Consider the following 15506-nt stretch of genomic DNA (forward strand, 5'->3'; position numbering starts at 1 on the left):
ACTGAGGATCAGAAAGCTTGTTTGAATCGATGTATTTCATCCGCAGATTATGCACGAATGCTAAGAAATCCGGAGTGCAAATATTAACCAAAAAGAAGATCGTTTTTTGATTTATGAAAGAGATCTAATAATTATGTGAATATTGGCCTATTCAAGTAAATGCAGAAATGAAAAAAACCGATCCTGAGATCGGTTTTAAAATATGTAGATCAAATTAAATGCTGTATTGGATTATGGTTTATAGAGGCCAAGTTCAATCAAATGCAATCGTAGTATACGGCGCAGTTCGAGTACAGCTTCTGGGGTTTCTTGAATTGAATGACCACCTTTAATGATCTTTTCTGAAACAGCACCCTCTAAATGCGCACTGGTGTATGGCACCACATCATCCGAGATTACATTTTTATCTTGGCTGTTGGTGTTATTTCCCATAATTGAGTGAAACTTCAAGCCTTTACGCGGTTGAATATCTTCAGTGAGCGCAATAAATTTAGATTGATGGCTTAAGTCACTTGGTCCATTTTGGATTAAGCCATGGTCGATTTCACGGAATAAATCTTTCAGGTCTTCTTCTTGGGTTAAGACATCACCCATGGCCGATAAGAAAGCGCCTGGAAGTTTAATGATTTTTCGAGCAGCTTTGGTAAACCAGCGATCTGCATATTCAGTCCCACGATGAGGTGCAGCCAAGAAAATCGCACGGCTGAAATTTGGAATATCGTCAATTACCATACGTTGCTTCACGACTGGAATATTTCGGTACTGATTTAATTGACGTGAGTTCATCATTTTCAAAGCAGATTGCGTGGTATCCGCTTGGCTAACCAGTAGTCGAGCAATAATGCCACCCATACTATGACCGACTAAGACCGCATCTTTTTTAGCTGCAGCATTGGCGTCGACTTTATTAAAGGTCTGGGTCAATATGGAATAAATTTGGAAGCGGCTTTCAATAATCGGCATGTTGGTTGAATAGAACACTTGCCACACTTGATAATGCTCACGTAGCACAGAATCGCCCATAATATCGTTGGTGAGACGAATCCATGCTTCAGGGCTACTAGCAAGACCATGTACCAAGACGATAACTTTCTTGTCAGGATTATATGGTTCAAGCATGTAGAGATGAGGCATCGTCAGTTTTTCATCTCGGTCAATCAGTGATAAATAAGCTGCCTTACCCAAGTTATTTTGTGCTAACCAAAGACCATATGGAGCGGAAAAATTGGCAGCAAGCGCATAGTTTTTATTGGCAATATTGACCTGTTCATATTTGTACGGGTCGTAGGCCTTAATTTGAAACTCAGGTTGATTTAAAATTTGATCCACTGACGTTGCGCCTACGGGTTCAGCTGTTAATGTCGCTGCTAAATAGCGCGCTTGATGGATATTGGGGTTTGAGCCCGAAGGATATTTAAAATCAACGGGGTTGATAATGTATTTGGCTTTGCCTGTTTCAACTGTATGTTCTTCGGGTAAAACCACAAGGAATTCGGAACCAAAACCATCTCGGCGGGTAATTGAACGTAAACCTGAGAAGTTGAGGTTATAAGTTGACATCAATTGTTCAATTTTACGATTTTTGAGTTCTGGGTAATGGCTGAAGTCAATATGATAGGTGGTTTGTCCGACTTTGATCTGTTGGGTGACTTCTTGCGGTTTATAACGTAGTGCATAGCTGCTAACCAGTTTAGCAATCCCTTGATTATAGAAATCTCGGATTTGAACTTGGCGGTTATCAAAAATACGGTCAGCAGGCGCACGTTTGGTTTTAAACATATAGGCGTAGCTATAGCGAATACTTTTATCCAGTAGCGTCAGCTGTTGATCTAAACATTTGTTATAAGTGTCTTGTTCAATTTTTTGTTTTTCTTCTGATTTGTGGCTACTGAGAAGACCTAATTTACAGGCTGAAGAAGACTCATATTCAATGGCTTTTGCTAAATATAATTCACTTGCCGTAGACAATAATTGTTCATCTTGAATTTGAGGGATCTGTTGTAGTTCATCAACACAGGCTTTCGGGTCTTCTATACACGCTTTGGCTTCACGACCTGTCATCGACAAGACATTTAAACTGGCTTCGCTGAGTTTGTTTCGAGAAATAATACTTTCACGTTCATTGGCAATAGAAACGTTGAGTTTTTGGTTTTTGACACTGACGACCTGACATCCACTCAGTACGCTGGTACTCATGATTCCAAGGAGCAGTATTGTTTTAGTATTTAGCTGCATAAAGGGGTCGCACATTGGGTTGAATATTTTCAAATCATACGATAATTGTCAGGATTTTCAATTCGCCTTAAATGAAAAAAGACCGTTAAAACGGTCTTTTTTCAAAAGAATTTTCTAAATCGTTACAATTAAGATGTAGCTTTAGGTGGATTTAGAACTTGCCAAACATTCCAACGGCCTTGCTTTTCAATTTCTTGAATTAAGCGGTCAGCGACTTCGCCTTCTTGTGGGTATTTCACTTTATAGTTCTTTAAGACCTGAATTGCGTTCTTTTTTTGTTCCATCGCAATGTAGTTATTTGCTGCAGAAAGATAGGCTTCTTGAACACCCGCTTTCATCGCTTTGTCTAGGTATGGAATCGCTTCACGTTGACCGCCACCTTCAGATAAACCGAAACCGAACCAGAAATTTGCTTCAGCATCATCTTGGTTGATTTTTAAAATGCGCTGTGCATAAGTTAATGATTTAGTGGTGTATACAGAACCTAAGTCGAGGTTACGTGCCATCACACTGGCTTTAAATGCACGAACTAAAACATCAAAAGAAGCGTTGTCTTTAGATGCAAGGGTATCTAATTTTTGCGTCACTTCTTTAAGTTTAAGTTCAAACCCTTTACGTTCTTGGCGTTGAACAAAACGAGGTGGATAGTGACGAGCTTTACCTTCAACGAGCTGTAAGAAATCATCAATTTCAGTAATGTCGATCTCATTATCACCCGCTAAAGCAGCAAATTTCATTGAACGTACTTTGCTGTCTACAATTGGGATAATCAGACGGTTTTCTTCAAGTGTCAGTTGCTTAGATGGGTCGGTCGGGCTAGTTACCACCATCTTAGTCACAGGCTGAGCTGCAGCTTTTTGTAAATTTAATTCAAAAGGAGGTGGCGCATCGTAGTTGAATGGGTTGAGTGCGTAGAACGGTGGAGTCAGTTCAGGCTCTACAAAAATCATGGCATCTTTAGGTGCATTATTTTTAGTTGGGGCGCTTCCACAAGCGGCAAGGGTTAAAGCAATACAAGCAACTGCCAAGGGCTTAAGCGTCATATGATTCATCCATTAATTTATTTTATACAAAAAAGCATGTTGGTCAGTCTAAAAAAACTCTGAACAACATGCAAGTTAAAGGCAACTTATTATGATTGCTTTTGGTTAAGCTTTAGATTGATTACTTTGAGCTTCGCATTCGCGGCGCACATCTTCAATGATTTTAAGTTCTTCCTGACTAAAAGGTTGTTCATTGAGCTGTTGCTTTTTGAACGTTGGGTCAAGGAGAGACAAACGCTGACACAAATTATTCATACGTTTTTCATTGTGCTGAATACGATCTAACAACACACGCATACCTTCTAACATTGGGTCAGTTTGGTCTTGTGTTGCAGCATACGGTTGGAAACCAATACTTTCTGCATAATCGCGACGACGTGTTTCCGCTTCATCTTTTGGCTTATCTTTCGTGATAAAGCGTGCTGGATTACCTACAGCGGTAGTATCCGCAGGAACTTCTTTGGTCACCACGGCATTTGAGCCGACTTTGGCATTTTTACCTACCGTAAATGGGCCTAAGATCTTTGCACCAGCGCCAACCACTACGCCATCTTCCAAGGTGGGGTGACGTTTGCCTTTATTCCAAGTTGTGCCCCCTAAGGTCACACCATGGTAAAGGGTGACATCATCACCAATTTCAGCTGTTTCACCAATCACCACACCCATACCGTGGTCAATGAAGAAACGACGACCGATTTTCGCACCCGGATGAATCTCAATGCCTGTGGCAAAGCGGCTAAAAGAAGACAATAAGCGAGCTGAGCCTTTACACTCTTTTTTCCAAAGTTCATGTGCCATACGATGCATGATCAAGGCATGAATTCCTGGATAAGTCGTTAAGACTTCGAGCGTATTTCGTGCAGCAGGATCGCGCGCGAATACAGCCTGTATATCTTCTTTAAGCTGCTTAAGCATTAGATTGATCCTCATTGTCTGTAGATTTTTTCCATGTTCCGTTATTTAAAGCCTGTACTCGGCTAAAGATGCCACGTAATAAGTGGTATTCCATACGATCTAATTGTATACGTCCAAATAGGCGACGCAAGCGTAAAGGTAATAATCTTGGATTTTTTGGATCCATAAATTCAATCTCTGCCAGCATTTTTTCAATATGCGGGTAGAACTGTTCCATCATTTCATGGGTCACCAAAGGTTCATCCCATTCCATATCAATGTCATCTGTCACATGCATATTGGCATCAGGATTTGAAGTTAACTCAGTATGTGCAAGGGCAGCCATGCGCATTTCATAGCAAATCACCTGAATCGCTTGGGCAACGTTTAAAACGCCATATTCAGTATTCACAGGGATGGTGACATGGTAGTTAGCCATTGCCAATTCTTCATTGGTCAAACCACGGTCTTCACGGCCAAATACTACGGCAATTTCTTGTTGTTGTTCGCAGACCGCTTTGAGAGACATTTCTGCAGCAGGGCGAGCGTCAAGTAAAGGCCATGGAATGGTGCGACTACGTGCACTGGTCCCAAAGACAATATGACAATCTTTAATAGCATCTTCTAATGATTCAACAATTTCAATTTGATCTATTAAATCGACAGCTCCGGCAGCCAAGGCATTAATGTCTGGATGCGGGTAAGTCTTAGGTGCAACTAAGACCAGCTTTGAAAGTCCCATGGTTTTCATGGCACGTAATGCACTACCAATATTTGCGGGTAATGTTGTATTCACCATGACAATACGCACATGGGAGAGATGTGCTGAAACCGCAGCATTGTCAGTTTGATTCATGATATTTCCAATATGTTTATTTAAAAAAGCAGTTCAAACAGCGTTTAAACTTTAAGAAAATTGATTGGCTTCAGCTTGGTATAAATCCATGGCATCATCCATGCTCATCCCATCTGGCGGTGGAGGAACTTGCGCAGGAATAGAGGCTTGTTCATAACTCACCGCTTTGGCTGCTTTGGATTTGACATGATATTCAACATGCAAAGATTCTTTACCAAAGTAGTCACGCAGCTTAGACAGTAGCTCATCTAGCGGGGCAACTTTCCAGTTTAAGCCCAAATGAATGTCAGCCGTCGCATATGGGTAGTCAATATATAACTGCACAGGAATATGCGTACACATATCAACATTGCAAAAAGGCAGCAGAATATTTTGGATATCACGTGAGAGCGTTTTACTAAAATGTTCAGGCGTTAATTTGATTTGAATCGCATTGGCACGTTTTTGACGGATTTCATTCAGACTGAAGGCTTTGGTTAGACGACCCATTGGGCGGTCAAAACCTTCACGCTCATAAATTTCACCTTCAATCACCACCACTTTTTCGTTTTGAATCACGTCTTTGAAGCGGTTAAAACGTTCGTGATTCGCAGACACTTCAATACGTGCTGTACCATCATCGAGCGTTACCATCATGCGGTTCGGGAAGTTGGCAACATCGACTACTAGGCCTGCAAATACTGTAGTAACACCACGTCGTGTAGGCGTAAGCTCATTAATGCGCTGTGAAATAAAGGCTTTTAGCTCTGATCGATACACATCGATCGGATGACCTGTTAGATAAAGCCCAAGAGTATCTTTTTCACCTTTAAGACGAACTTCATCTGACCACGGTTTAACAGGTTTAGAAGGTTTACGCTGAACTTCTTCAACTTCACCAAATAAATCCATCATCCCTGTTTCGCGGTTTGTACGGGCTTGGTCAGCCGCTTGTACAGCTTCTGGCAATTGCGCCATCAAGTCAGCGCGTTCTAATCCTAAACAATCCAATGCGCCACCACGAATCAATGCTTCAAGCGTGCGCTTATTGATTTTTTTTAGGTCAATACGATGACAGAAGTCAAACAGATCTTTATATGGGCCATCTTGGATACGTGAGTCAATCACAGACTGCATGGCAGCTTCACCGACACCCTTGATCGCACCTAAACCATAGACGATGGTTTTTGGATCGCTGGCATGGAAATTATATAAAGACATATTGACCGAAGGTGGTAAGACTTCAAGACCATTAATACGACAGTCATCGATTAAGAACACCACGTTGTCCGTGTTCTGCATTTCCGAGGTCATCACCGCTGACATAAATTCAGCAGGGAAATGTGCTTTTAACCAAGCGGTTTGATATGCAACAAGGGCGTAGGCTGCGGCATGGGATTTGTTAAAACCATAGCCTGCGAATTTTTCCATATAATCGAAGATATGGTTGGCCGTATCTGCATCAATACCTTTGGTTGCAGCACCTTCAGTAAAGATCTGACGGTGCTTAATCATTTCTTCGACTTTCTTTTTACCCATGGCACGACGAAGTAAATCCGCGCCACCCAAGCTATAGCCAGCACAGAACTGCGCTGCCTGCATGACCTGTTCCTGATACACCATAATGCCGTACGTCGGTTCAAGAACACTTTCCAGTAGTGGATGTAAGTATTCAAACTCGCCACCATGCATACGGAAAATAAAGTCAGGAATTAGATCCATTGGGCCTGGACGGTATAACGATACGAAGGCAATAATTTCTTCGAACTTACTTGGACGTGCCTCTTTCAGCATTTTTTTCATGCCAACGGATTCAAACTGGAAGACCGCTGTGGTATTCGCATCTGCGAACACGGCATAGGCAGGTTTATCATCCAAAGGTATCAAGGAAATATCGACAGGTGTGGTGATATCTGGACGGGCATTGATGTGCTTAATGGCATCTTCGATTACCGTTAAGTTACGTAAGCCCAAGAAGTCGAATTTAACTAGACCTGCAGCTTCCACATCGTCTTTATCGAATTGGGCGACACGGTTAGTTCCATCTGCATCACAGAGTACTGCCGAATAGTCGGTTAACTTGGTTGGTGCAATGACCACACCACCGGCATGTTTACCTGTGTTACGGGTAATGCCTTCAAGTTTGAGTGCCATTTCCCAAATTTCGGCTGCATCGTCGTTATCTGGGTTAGATGGATTGGTGACAATGTCTTTGAGTTGTGGTTCGGCCTCAATCGATTCTTCCAAACTTAAACCTAAAGGCTTGGTCGGAATCATTTTAGAAATACGGTCAGCCAAACCATAAGATTTACCCAAGACACGGGCTACGTCACGAATTGCACCTTTTGCCGCCATGGTACCGAAAGTTGCAATCTGAGAGACCGCATCTCGACCATAAGTGCGTGCAACATAGTCAATAACACGGTCACGACCTGCAATACAGAAATCGACGTCAAAGTCGGGCATTGATACACGTTCAGGGTTTAAGAAACGCTCGAACAGGAGGTCATAACGTAGTGGGTCAAGGTCAGTAATTTTTAAACTATAGGCAACCAATGAACCTGCACCCGAACCACGGCCTGGACCAACAGGGACGCCATTACCTTTAGACCATTGAATAAAGTCCATGACAATTAGGAAATAACCTGGGAATTGCATGGTCAGGATGATCCCGACTTCATAAGCCAAACGTTCATCATAAGGCTTACGAATTTCTGGCCAGTCGTCACCACGCTGTTCGACAGGGTACAAATGCGCTAAACGTTCTTCTAAACCTTCTTTTGATAAATGTTCAAAATAGGTGTCAATGGTATGACCTTCAGGGATTGGATAATCAGGAAGATCATGGAAGCCTAAGCGTAATGACACATTACAACGTCGTGCAATGTGATAGGTGTTTTCAATAGCTGTTGGAATGTCTGAAAAGAGCTCAGTCATTTCCGCAGCAGTTTTGAAATACTGTTCAGGGCTATAATTTTTAGGACGACGATTGTCACCGAGGACATATCCATCGGCAATACAAACACGTGCTTCATGCGCTTCGAAGTCTTCTTTACGTATAAAATGCACATCATTATGTGCAACAACACCTATGTTAAATTTCTTCGCAAGTTTTACAGCTTCGTGAATGAAGTCTTCTTCACCTGAGCGTTCAGTTCGGGTAATAGCCAAGTAAACACGATTGCCAAATTTTTCGACCCAGTCGGCTAACAATGGTTCAGCTTTTTGCGGGTTGGACGAGCAAAGCATTTTGCCGACATCACTTTGCATACCCAGTAAAACAATCAGGTCTTGGTGTTGATTTAAAATCCAATCTTTTTGTACACAAGGAATATCAAGCTGTTGACCTGAAATATAGCCTTCAGAAACCAACTCAGTCAGACTACGCCAACCTTTATTGGTCATCGCGAGGAGTGTGACTTTGTGCTCAGCATCATTCAAACGAAGGGTCGAACCAAAAATCGGTTTAATGCCTTTATCTAAGCTCTTTTTATAGAATTTTACAGCAGCATGTAGATTTGAAAGGTCAGTGATGGCTAAAGCAGGCATTTCATCTGCAGCTGCAGCTTTTACAAGATCAGGTATACGTACAATAGATTCAGTAACGGAAAATTCTGTAAAAATACCAAGATGTACAAAGTGCATAGATGAGTCCCTGCGAAAACAGCTGATGATTTTAGCATGCTCTGAGATCAAACTTGCGTTTATTGCATGGCTTTATGCAGATTTATAAATTCACTGTTTAAGCAATAAACGCTGTATGACAATCACGATTTAGCAAGCAATACCTTGATTCACTGAAAAGGCAGATAATTTACCATTTTTAAACTTGAAAGCTAAGTTGCCAATATAGGGTAGATCATAGTTTTGCGGCTCTTTCAGCACGGATTTGGCATGAGCAGGTGAGAGTAAAATCACATAAGCAACTTCATTTGGATTGGCTAATTTTGCACTTTTGGGGAAGTCTTTTACAAATTGTTGAAAGTTATATTGGCTTGTCAGGTTTTTTGATCCAATTTGAATTTTATCGCGTATTTGCGTGGAGTTATCCCATTCCATCCAAACAGCCCCTTTGGTTTGTCCAAGTTGGACGAAGCTGCTTTTATTTTTATAGAATGAATCATTTTTAACTTGAGGATTGTCCTCTGCATAAATTTCAAATTTTAGAAATTTACCTTTTGATGTGATATGAAATTCAGTATTGCCGGTACATTCTGAATATTCAAATTTTAAGCTTTACTGGATTTTTGCTGATTAATGCATTTGCTTTTGATGCAGGCAAGGGTAAGGCTAAGTCAACATCATTTACCTTAATACTAGTGACATAGTCATAATCAGCAATGGATGCAGATGCAGCTGAAGTGATCAATATCCCCGTTGTGAAAAAAATTTAAGCGGAAAATTTGTGCTGTCAGTGTAGTTTGCATGGGGAATATAAAATTCTATTCTTTTGATATTTTGTACTCATTCAAGTTTTTGTAAACGTAATATTAAAGGTTATATTTTAAATTTTATGGTGTTGCTAATTTGCCGTCAAAATAATTTAAAACTAAAAAAAATTTTGGTTTAATTGCGGCATTAAAAACTAAATTTTAGAATCTAAGAAACTAAAAAGCCCTCCGAGGAGAGCTTAAATATATGAATTATGCAGGCTTAGCGCAGTTTCGATAACCAGTCCCCCAGACTTTGTACGATTTGTACCAAGATCAATAAGACAATGACGGTCATGATGACCACGCTACTATCAAAACGTTGATAACCATAAGAAATAGCAAGGTCACCGATACCGCCTGCACCTACTGCACCCGCCATGGCTGTTGCGCCAATTAAGCTAATCGTTGCAGTCGTTAAGTTTAAAATCAAAGAGCTACGAGACTCTGGTAGTACAAATTTAGTTATGATTTGCAGCGGAGATGCACCCATTGCTTGAGCAGACTCAATAATGCCGTCATTTACTTCGAGCAACGATGTTTCAATCAGACGACCAATGTAAGGACCAACATAGATTGTGAGCGGAACAATCGCAGCCCAAGTCCCAATTGATGTCCCTACAATGACTTTGGTCAAAGGAATGACCGCAATCAAGAGGATAATAAATGGCAATGAACGCAGCGCATTCACTATCGGGTTCAAACCATGGTAGATGACACGGTTAGGCAAAATGCCTTGTGGACGTGAGACATATAAGATCACGGCCTGGATAAAACCCCAAATACAGCCGAAGAGCATGGCAAAGAACACCATGTGAAAAGTTTCTTGTAGGGCAGTGACGAACTGATCCATAGACAAAGAACTTTTCCAAAAGGGTGCTGTAATTTGAGTCAGCCATTGAACAATTAAATCTCTCATTGCTGAACTCCTGCTTGAGTGACTTCAACACCATGTTGTTCTAAGAACGCCACCGCTTGTTGAATCAATGCTGTATCACCTAATAGCTGAACGAACATTTGTCCAATCACCGCACCATTAATTTCAGTCATATTGGCAAACAAAATATTCAGGCTAATATCAAACTGTTTAATTACCGCTTGAATGACGGTTTCCTGTGCCGAACTGCCCAGAAATTTTAAACAATAAATACTGTTATGGTTTTGATTTTCTAGATTATTTAAAATATTAACAGGAAGCTGTTGCTGCAATACAGTTTGAATAAAGTTTTTGGTTGTATTGTGTTTTGGCTGACTAAAAATCTCTAAGGTTGAGCCGTGTTCGATGATTTTCCCTTGTTCCATCACCGCAACATAATCACAAACAGATTCAATCACATCCATTTCATGGGTGACCATCACAATAGTAATGCCTTGTTCTTGATTGATTTTCTTTAATAACGCCAATACCGACTTAGTGGTTTGCGGATCGAGAGCGGATGTTGCTTCATCACAAAGTAAAATTTTAGGATGATTGGCTAGCGCACGGGCAATCCCGACACGTTGTTTTTGACCACCAGAGAGCTCATCTGGATAAGCATTTTTCTTATGTTTTAAGTCAATAAATTCGAGCAACTCTTCTAAACGTTTTTGGCGTTCAGCTTTAGAAACACCTAAAAGTTTAAGCGGCATTTCAATATTTTCTGCAACTGTTTTGGTTTGCAGTAAATTGAAGTGCTGGAAGATCATGCCAATATTGGTTCTTTCTTGACGTAGCTCTGCCGAATTTAAAGCAGTAAAGTCTTTATCATGAATAATAATTTGCCCTTCACTCGGACGTTCTAGCAAATTAATTAAACGGATTAAGGTACTTTTGCCTGCACCACTGTAGCCAATTAGACCGAAAATACAGCCATCTGGAATGTCCAGATTAATCTGATCCAGTGCTGTAACGGTTTGGCCTTTTAGCTCAAAATGCTTGGAGATATTTTTAAATTGGATCATAGCGTCAAAAAAGGTTCAGAAATGAAAAAACAGGCAAAGTAAACTTTGCCTGTTTATTTGAAGAAATTATATTACTATTTTGCTTCAGTGAGGTAGCTAGTTGGTTTGTTTACATCAATTTTAGTACCACCAAAATGTTCATCGATGTAAGCTTTAACTGCTGGAGTGTGATAAAGCGCGCCTACTTTTTGTAGAACTGGGTCATTTTGACGGTCAGCAGCAACAGCAAGAATGTTCACGTTCATTTTTGTACTTTGGTCGATTGGCTCATAGTAAACCGCATCTTTCAGTACGTTTAAACCACCTTCCATCGCAAGGGTATTACCCAAAACAATCGCATCAACTTCGTCTTTAACACGAACCGCAGTCGCCATTTGAATTGGTTTGATTACGATTTTTTTCGCATTTTCAGTGACGTCAGCAGGTGTGCCTTTTACATCGTCAAAATCAGCTTTAAGTTTGATTAAGCCAGCAGATTGAAGTAGTAACAATGCACGTGATTCGTTTGCGCCATCATTTGGAATCGCGATTGTTGCACCTGTTTTGAACTCTTCAAGTTTTTTGACTTTGCTTGAATAGATACCCATTGGCTCTAAATAAGTAGTCGAAAGCGGTGCGATTTTATCTTTATTGTTGTCATTAAACGCAACCATATAGGCATATGATTGGAATGCGTTAACATCAATTTCTTTGTTCGCTACAGCCGTGTTCATAGACACATAGTCAGTGAAGTTTTTCACTTCAAGTTTAATGCCAGCTTCTTTGGTTTCAGGAAGCGTAGCAATATAGCGCCAAATATCAGCATCTGAACCAGTCGAAGCCATGGTAACAGTTTGCACTTCTGCAGTGTCTTTTTGTTGTGCGGCGTCAGTTGCAGGAGCTTCTTGTTTACCACAGCCTGAAAGGCCCACAGATAAACCGAGAACTAATCCTAGGAGCTTTTTCATATATTCACCCGAGTAAATTTATAAAATTAATAAATTCACAAATCATATTATGGAGAGATTTACTTAAGTCTTTTATCAGACAGGCTGATAGATGCTTAATAATTTAAAATGCTACACAGACTTATACAATTAGATCTGAGTCTATTTCCAAATGGGAAAAGATAGCCATTGCAAGCTGCTGTAAACAAAAGATTTAATAAAGCAAATCTCTATATTTCGCTAGGCATCATATCAATTTTTTATTATTCAATATAGTGATTTAAAAAGTTATGCTTAGCAGCAAAAATGTATATGGAATATGTTTAATTAAATAATTTAATAAGTAAAAACAATATATTATTTATAATTAAACTATTTAAGTACGTCATTTGTATAAGTTTAGGTCTATATAACAAATTTTAAAATGTATTGCTGAAAAAATGATAAAAATGAAATAAGTCCTGTCATACACAAAATTTGTAACATTCATATGTAAAAATAACGGAGAGTTTCAATCTAAGCTGAGTTGAAATCTTCATTGATATATTTGAAGTTCAACTCTGATTCATGGTTTTTCAAAATCTTAGATCTAAATCTGAGGAAGATTGAATCCGCTATATTGTTTAATATAAGCTGCTTAATAATTGATCATAATAAATTGCTATGTGAGGCACACTATGTCAAATCAGTTTGATTTCGTCTCAGTTGTAAAAAAGCCTACAGTTCATTATGGCGGTAGATCGGTGAGCCATGTTTTAAAAATGGAAGATGGTAGTCAAAAAACCATCGGTGTATTTTTGCCATCAGACCAACCTATGACGTTTGAGGCGCATGTGAAAGAATGTGTTGAAATCACATCGGGGCAGTGTGTTGTGCAAATTGGAGAGCAGGGCGAGTTTGTTCAATATACGTCTGGCGAAAGCTTTATTGTTCCACAAGATTCTATTTTTAAAGTGCAATGTACCGATGTTGTCGACTATGTATACCATTTTGATTAAGCATGCTTAGACAGGTTTGCAGTTGCTTCAGCTTACACCTCAAGATGTTTTAATTGCTAGTGATCGAATTTGATATTTTTTCTTAACCCCGCATTTAGTAGGGTTTTTTTATATGATTTAATGAATGATTTAGCTTTCTTATACGAATTCCTGCGGTAACAAAAATTAAAGTATTTAACATCACCTATAACCACTGTTTGGCAGAGTTAATGTGCTTTGGTTTTGCTGTGAATAAATATTCAATTAGCAAAATGGAATGTGCAAATAATCACTACGTTGTATTTCATACAGCACGTGTTTATTTAAGGGGTGCTCTAGGGGTACAAGTGGATGATTAAACTCACGGACTTTTTGCATACCAATTTTTTGCATAACATGTTCGGATGGTTTATTTAGACACGCTGTAAATGAAATGACTTTCTCAAGTCTTAGATTTCGAAAAGCATGTTTGAGAACTGCTTTCGCACCTTCGGTGGCATAGCCTTGATGCCAATATTGCGGCAGTAAGCGCCAACCAATTTCAGGGGCATCTGCGATTTCGAACTCAGGTGGATGTACGTGTAAGCCGATAAAGCCAATAAATTCGCCTGTGGCTTTAAGCTCGACGGCATATAAACCCCAACCGCGTGTTTCGATTGCATCACGTAGGCGTTGCATAAATGCAGTCGCTTCGGAAGCATCAAGTTTGTTAGGGAAATAGCGCATGACGTCATCATCTGCACACATGTGGATGAATGGAGCAGTGTCGGAATCTTGCCATTGGCGGAGGATGAGGCAAGGGGTTTGAATAAAAATATGCATATTAAATATTAATTTGTATGGGTGTTTTCTTACTAAGATTAATGTAAATATTTTATAGTGTACATGATGATGGAATTGATATAAGTGAATAGTATTTTAGGGAGATGTAATTTGATTTGATGAACTACTCTTAATAGGCTTTTACATATATTTAGTTGATAAGGAGTAAATATGGAGTTGCAATACAAATTTTCAGAGGATGAATTTCTCGTATTATGCCAAGAATATCTTGGGCGGGAAAAAACAACAGTTTTTGAAGATTTATATGAAGCTCTTATTCACTTTTTTAGTACTCCGGATTCAATCTCAATAACTGAAATAAAGCAGAATTACACATTTGGGTACTATGATGATCACTTATCACTGAAAGAGTATATAGACAAAGGGAAAATGATAATCCCTTATCTTCAATTTGAGCTAATCAGTGATAAGGACATAGATCTGGATGTTACGGAAGTTAAACTACCTTCATTTATTATATTGTGTGATTTCCTTTATGGAGGAGGAATAACTAGGAAGTACAATATTAAAAATACAAAAATGAAAACCAAAAACAAAACATCAATACAGCTTCTTTCCGTTGAATTTCCACAAGCATTATTAACAAAGCTTTATTCACGAATGACACCACCAAAAAGTTTATTACCATCAAAATTAGGCTTTTATGAGTGGCGGCAGACTTTCTATAACAAAATGACAGGAGAAAGTTTCTTTTGCTCATGTTTTAAGGGTGCTCTTGCCCAAAATCAGATTGGGTTGGCTGTACGCCACACTCACCTTAAAAATGCGTTAGAACATAAATCTGTTAAAGTTTCGATTTGCCATATCTGCACCAATACCAATTCAGATTTAATCTATTGCCACAAAATGTATGGCTCGGCTTTTAAAGCTAAATATGGCGCGTACATTGCTAAATACGCATTTCAGGAAGGTATCAGTGAAAGGGATGCGGAAAACCATATTAGAGAGTTAAAAGGTGTTGCACGTATAGGTGAAAGGTGGGTTAACGAAACCTTATTATTTAACTATATCAATCTGCTATTTCCTCAATACACGGTTCAAAGAGAAGCATCACCAAGTTGGTTGAATCGACAAAGGTTTGATGTCTATATCCCTGAGCTAAATTTAGCGATTGAGTACCAAGGGCAACAACACTATCTTGCTGTCAACTTATTTGGTGGAGAAGAAGGTTTAAAACGGACAAAGCAAAGGGATAAGGAAAAGCTTCAACTCAGTAAAGCAAATGGAGTGGATATTATCTATTTTAGCTACAAAGATAATTTAACTGAAAAATTAGTACAAAATAGACTTAAAAACTATCTTAAAGAACCTCTATAAAAGTGTATTTTTAATCATGGATATAAATGATAAAAGCCCAAATTTGAGCTACATATTTATAAAAA

At 39.3% G+C, this 15506-nt stretch carries 12 protein-coding genes; 2 read left to right on the plus strand and 10 right to left on the minus strand.

Translation table 11 applies throughout. The annotated features are described in order from the left end of the window. Positions 1–231: 231 nt before the first annotated feature. The 9 genes from FTV37_RS08850 to FTV37_RS08890 form a co-directional block, all read right to left on the minus strand. Positions 232–2196 (minus strand): esterase/lipase family protein, encoded by a 1965-nt coding sequence (locus FTV37_RS08850; protein WP_373683568.1) that lies wholly within the window; start codon positions 2194–2196, stop codon positions 232–234. A gap of 167 nt (positions 2197–2363) precedes the next feature. Then, positions 2364–3278, minus strand: coding sequence for an ABUW_2363 family tetratricopeptide repeat lipoprotein (locus tag FTV37_RS08855; protein WP_168377627.1), 915 nt, complete (start codon positions 3276–3278; stop codon positions 2364–2366). A gap of 105 nt (positions 3279–3383) precedes the next feature. Beyond that, on the minus strand, positions 3384–4193 hold the full coding sequence (gene cysE, locus FTV37_RS08860; RefSeq protein WP_078188746.1) for a serine O-acetyltransferase: 810 nt from the start codon (positions 4191–4193) through the stop codon (positions 3384–3386). Continuing rightward, positions 4186–5028, minus strand: a complete 843-nt coding sequence (locus FTV37_RS08865; protein ID WP_180022698.1) for an RNA methyltransferase — start codon at positions 5026–5028, stop codon at positions 4186–4188. Before FTV37_RS08865 ends, cysE begins: the two co-directional genes overlap by 8 nt. Before the next feature lie 51 nt (positions 5029–5079). After that, entirely contained in the window at positions 5080–8652 is a 3573-nt protein-coding gene (gene dnaE, locus FTV37_RS08870; protein ID WP_180063560.1) for a DNA polymerase III subunit alpha, read from the minus strand. 129 nt (positions 8653–8781) lie between these two features. Next, positions 8782–9066 (minus strand): hypothetical protein, encoded by a 285-nt coding sequence (locus FTV37_RS17880; RefSeq protein ID WP_257224263.1) that lies wholly within the window; start codon positions 9064–9066, stop codon positions 8782–8784. A 594-nt stretch (positions 9067–9660) separates the two neighbouring features. Continuing rightward, positions 9661–10356, minus strand: a complete 696-nt coding sequence (locus tag FTV37_RS08880) for a methionine ABC transporter permease (protein ID WP_078188742.1) — start codon at positions 10354–10356, stop codon at positions 9661–9663. Next, positions 10353–11378, minus strand: a complete 1026-nt coding sequence (locus tag FTV37_RS08885) for a methionine ABC transporter ATP-binding protein (protein WP_180063561.1) — start codon at positions 11376–11378, stop codon at positions 10353–10355. The genes FTV37_RS08880 and FTV37_RS08885 overlap by 4 nt, the downstream gene beginning before the upstream one ends. A 74-nt stretch (positions 11379–11452) precedes the next feature. Further along, positions 11453–12325, minus strand: a complete 873-nt coding sequence (locus FTV37_RS08890) for a MetQ/NlpA family ABC transporter substrate-binding protein (RefSeq protein ID WP_180007758.1) — start codon at positions 12323–12325, stop codon at positions 11453–11455. Between the two features lie 656 nt (positions 12326–12981). Between FTV37_RS08890 and FTV37_RS08895 the strand changes: the two genes are divergently transcribed. Continuing rightward, positions 12982–13302, plus strand: coding sequence for a pyrimidine/purine nucleoside phosphorylase (locus tag FTV37_RS08895; protein WP_180063562.1), 321 nt, complete (start codon positions 12982–12984; stop codon positions 13300–13302). A 243-nt stretch (positions 13303–13545) separates the two neighbouring features. On the opposite strand, the gene FTV37_RS08900 is transcribed toward FTV37_RS08895, so the two are convergent. Next, positions 13546–14103, minus strand: coding sequence for a GNAT family N-acetyltransferase (locus FTV37_RS08900; RefSeq protein ID WP_180063563.1), 558 nt, complete (start codon positions 14101–14103; stop codon positions 13546–13548). 171 nt (positions 14104–14274) lie between these two features. Here FTV37_RS08900 and FTV37_RS08905 point away from each other — a divergent pair, with 171 nt between their 5' ends. Further along, positions 14275–15441: a hypothetical protein gene (locus FTV37_RS08905; RefSeq protein ID WP_180063564.1), complete on the plus strand. Its 1167-nt coding sequence runs from the start codon at positions 14275–14277 to the stop codon at positions 15439–15441. The last annotated feature ends 65 nt before the right edge of the window (positions 15442–15506 follow it).

Source organism: Acinetobacter sp. YH16042 (genome assembly GCF_013417245.1).
GTDB lineage: Bacteria > Pseudomonadota > Gammaproteobacteria > Pseudomonadales > Moraxellaceae > Acinetobacter > Acinetobacter amyesii.

What these genes read in the sequence shown, in the direction of transcription:
- FTV37_RS08850 (WP_373683568.1), bottom strand. Translation starts at nt 2,196, where the DNA reads ATGAGTACCAGCGTACTGAGTGGATGTCAGGTCGTCAGTGTCAAAAAC.
- FTV37_RS08855 (WP_168377627.1), bottom strand. Translation starts at nt 3,278, where the DNA reads ATGACGCTTAAGCCCTTGGCAGTTGCTTGTATTGCTTTAACCCTTGCC.
- cysE (WP_078188746.1), bottom strand. Translation starts at nt 4,193, where the DNA reads ATGCTTAAGCAGCTTAAAGAAGATATACAGGCTGTATTCGCGCGCGAT.
- FTV37_RS08865 (WP_180022698.1), bottom strand. Translation starts at nt 5,028, where the DNA reads ATGAATCAAACTGACAATGCTGCGGTTTCAGCACATCTCTCCCATGTG.
- dnaE (WP_180063560.1), bottom strand. Translation starts at nt 8,652, where the DNA reads ATGCACTTTGTACATCTTGGTATTTTTACAGAATTTTCCGTTACTGAA.
- FTV37_RS17880 (WP_257224263.1), bottom strand. Translation starts at nt 9,066, where the DNA reads ATGGAATGGGATAACTCCACGCAAATACGCGATAAAATTCAAATTGGA.
- FTV37_RS08880 (WP_078188742.1), bottom strand. Translation starts at nt 10,356, where the DNA reads ATGAGAGATTTAATTGTTCAATGGCTGACTCAAATTACAGCACCCTTT.
- FTV37_RS08885 (WP_180063561.1), bottom strand. Translation starts at nt 11,378, where the DNA reads ATGATCCAATTTAAAAATATCTCCAAGCATTTTGAGCTAAAAGGCCAA.
- FTV37_RS08890 (WP_180007758.1), bottom strand. Translation starts at nt 12,325, where the DNA reads ATGAAAAAGCTCCTAGGATTAGTTCTCGGTTTATCTGTGGGCCTTTCA.
- FTV37_RS08895 (WP_180063562.1), top strand. Translation starts at nt 12,982, where the DNA reads ATGTCAAATCAGTTTGATTTCGTCTCAGTTGTAAAAAAGCCTACAGTT.
- FTV37_RS08900 (WP_180063563.1), bottom strand. Translation starts at nt 14,103, where the DNA reads ATGCATATTTTTATTCAAACCCCTTGCCTCATCCTCCGCCAATGGCAA.
- FTV37_RS08905 (WP_180063564.1), top strand. Translation starts at nt 14,275, where the DNA reads ATGGAGTTGCAATACAAATTTTCAGAGGATGAATTTCTCGTATTATGC.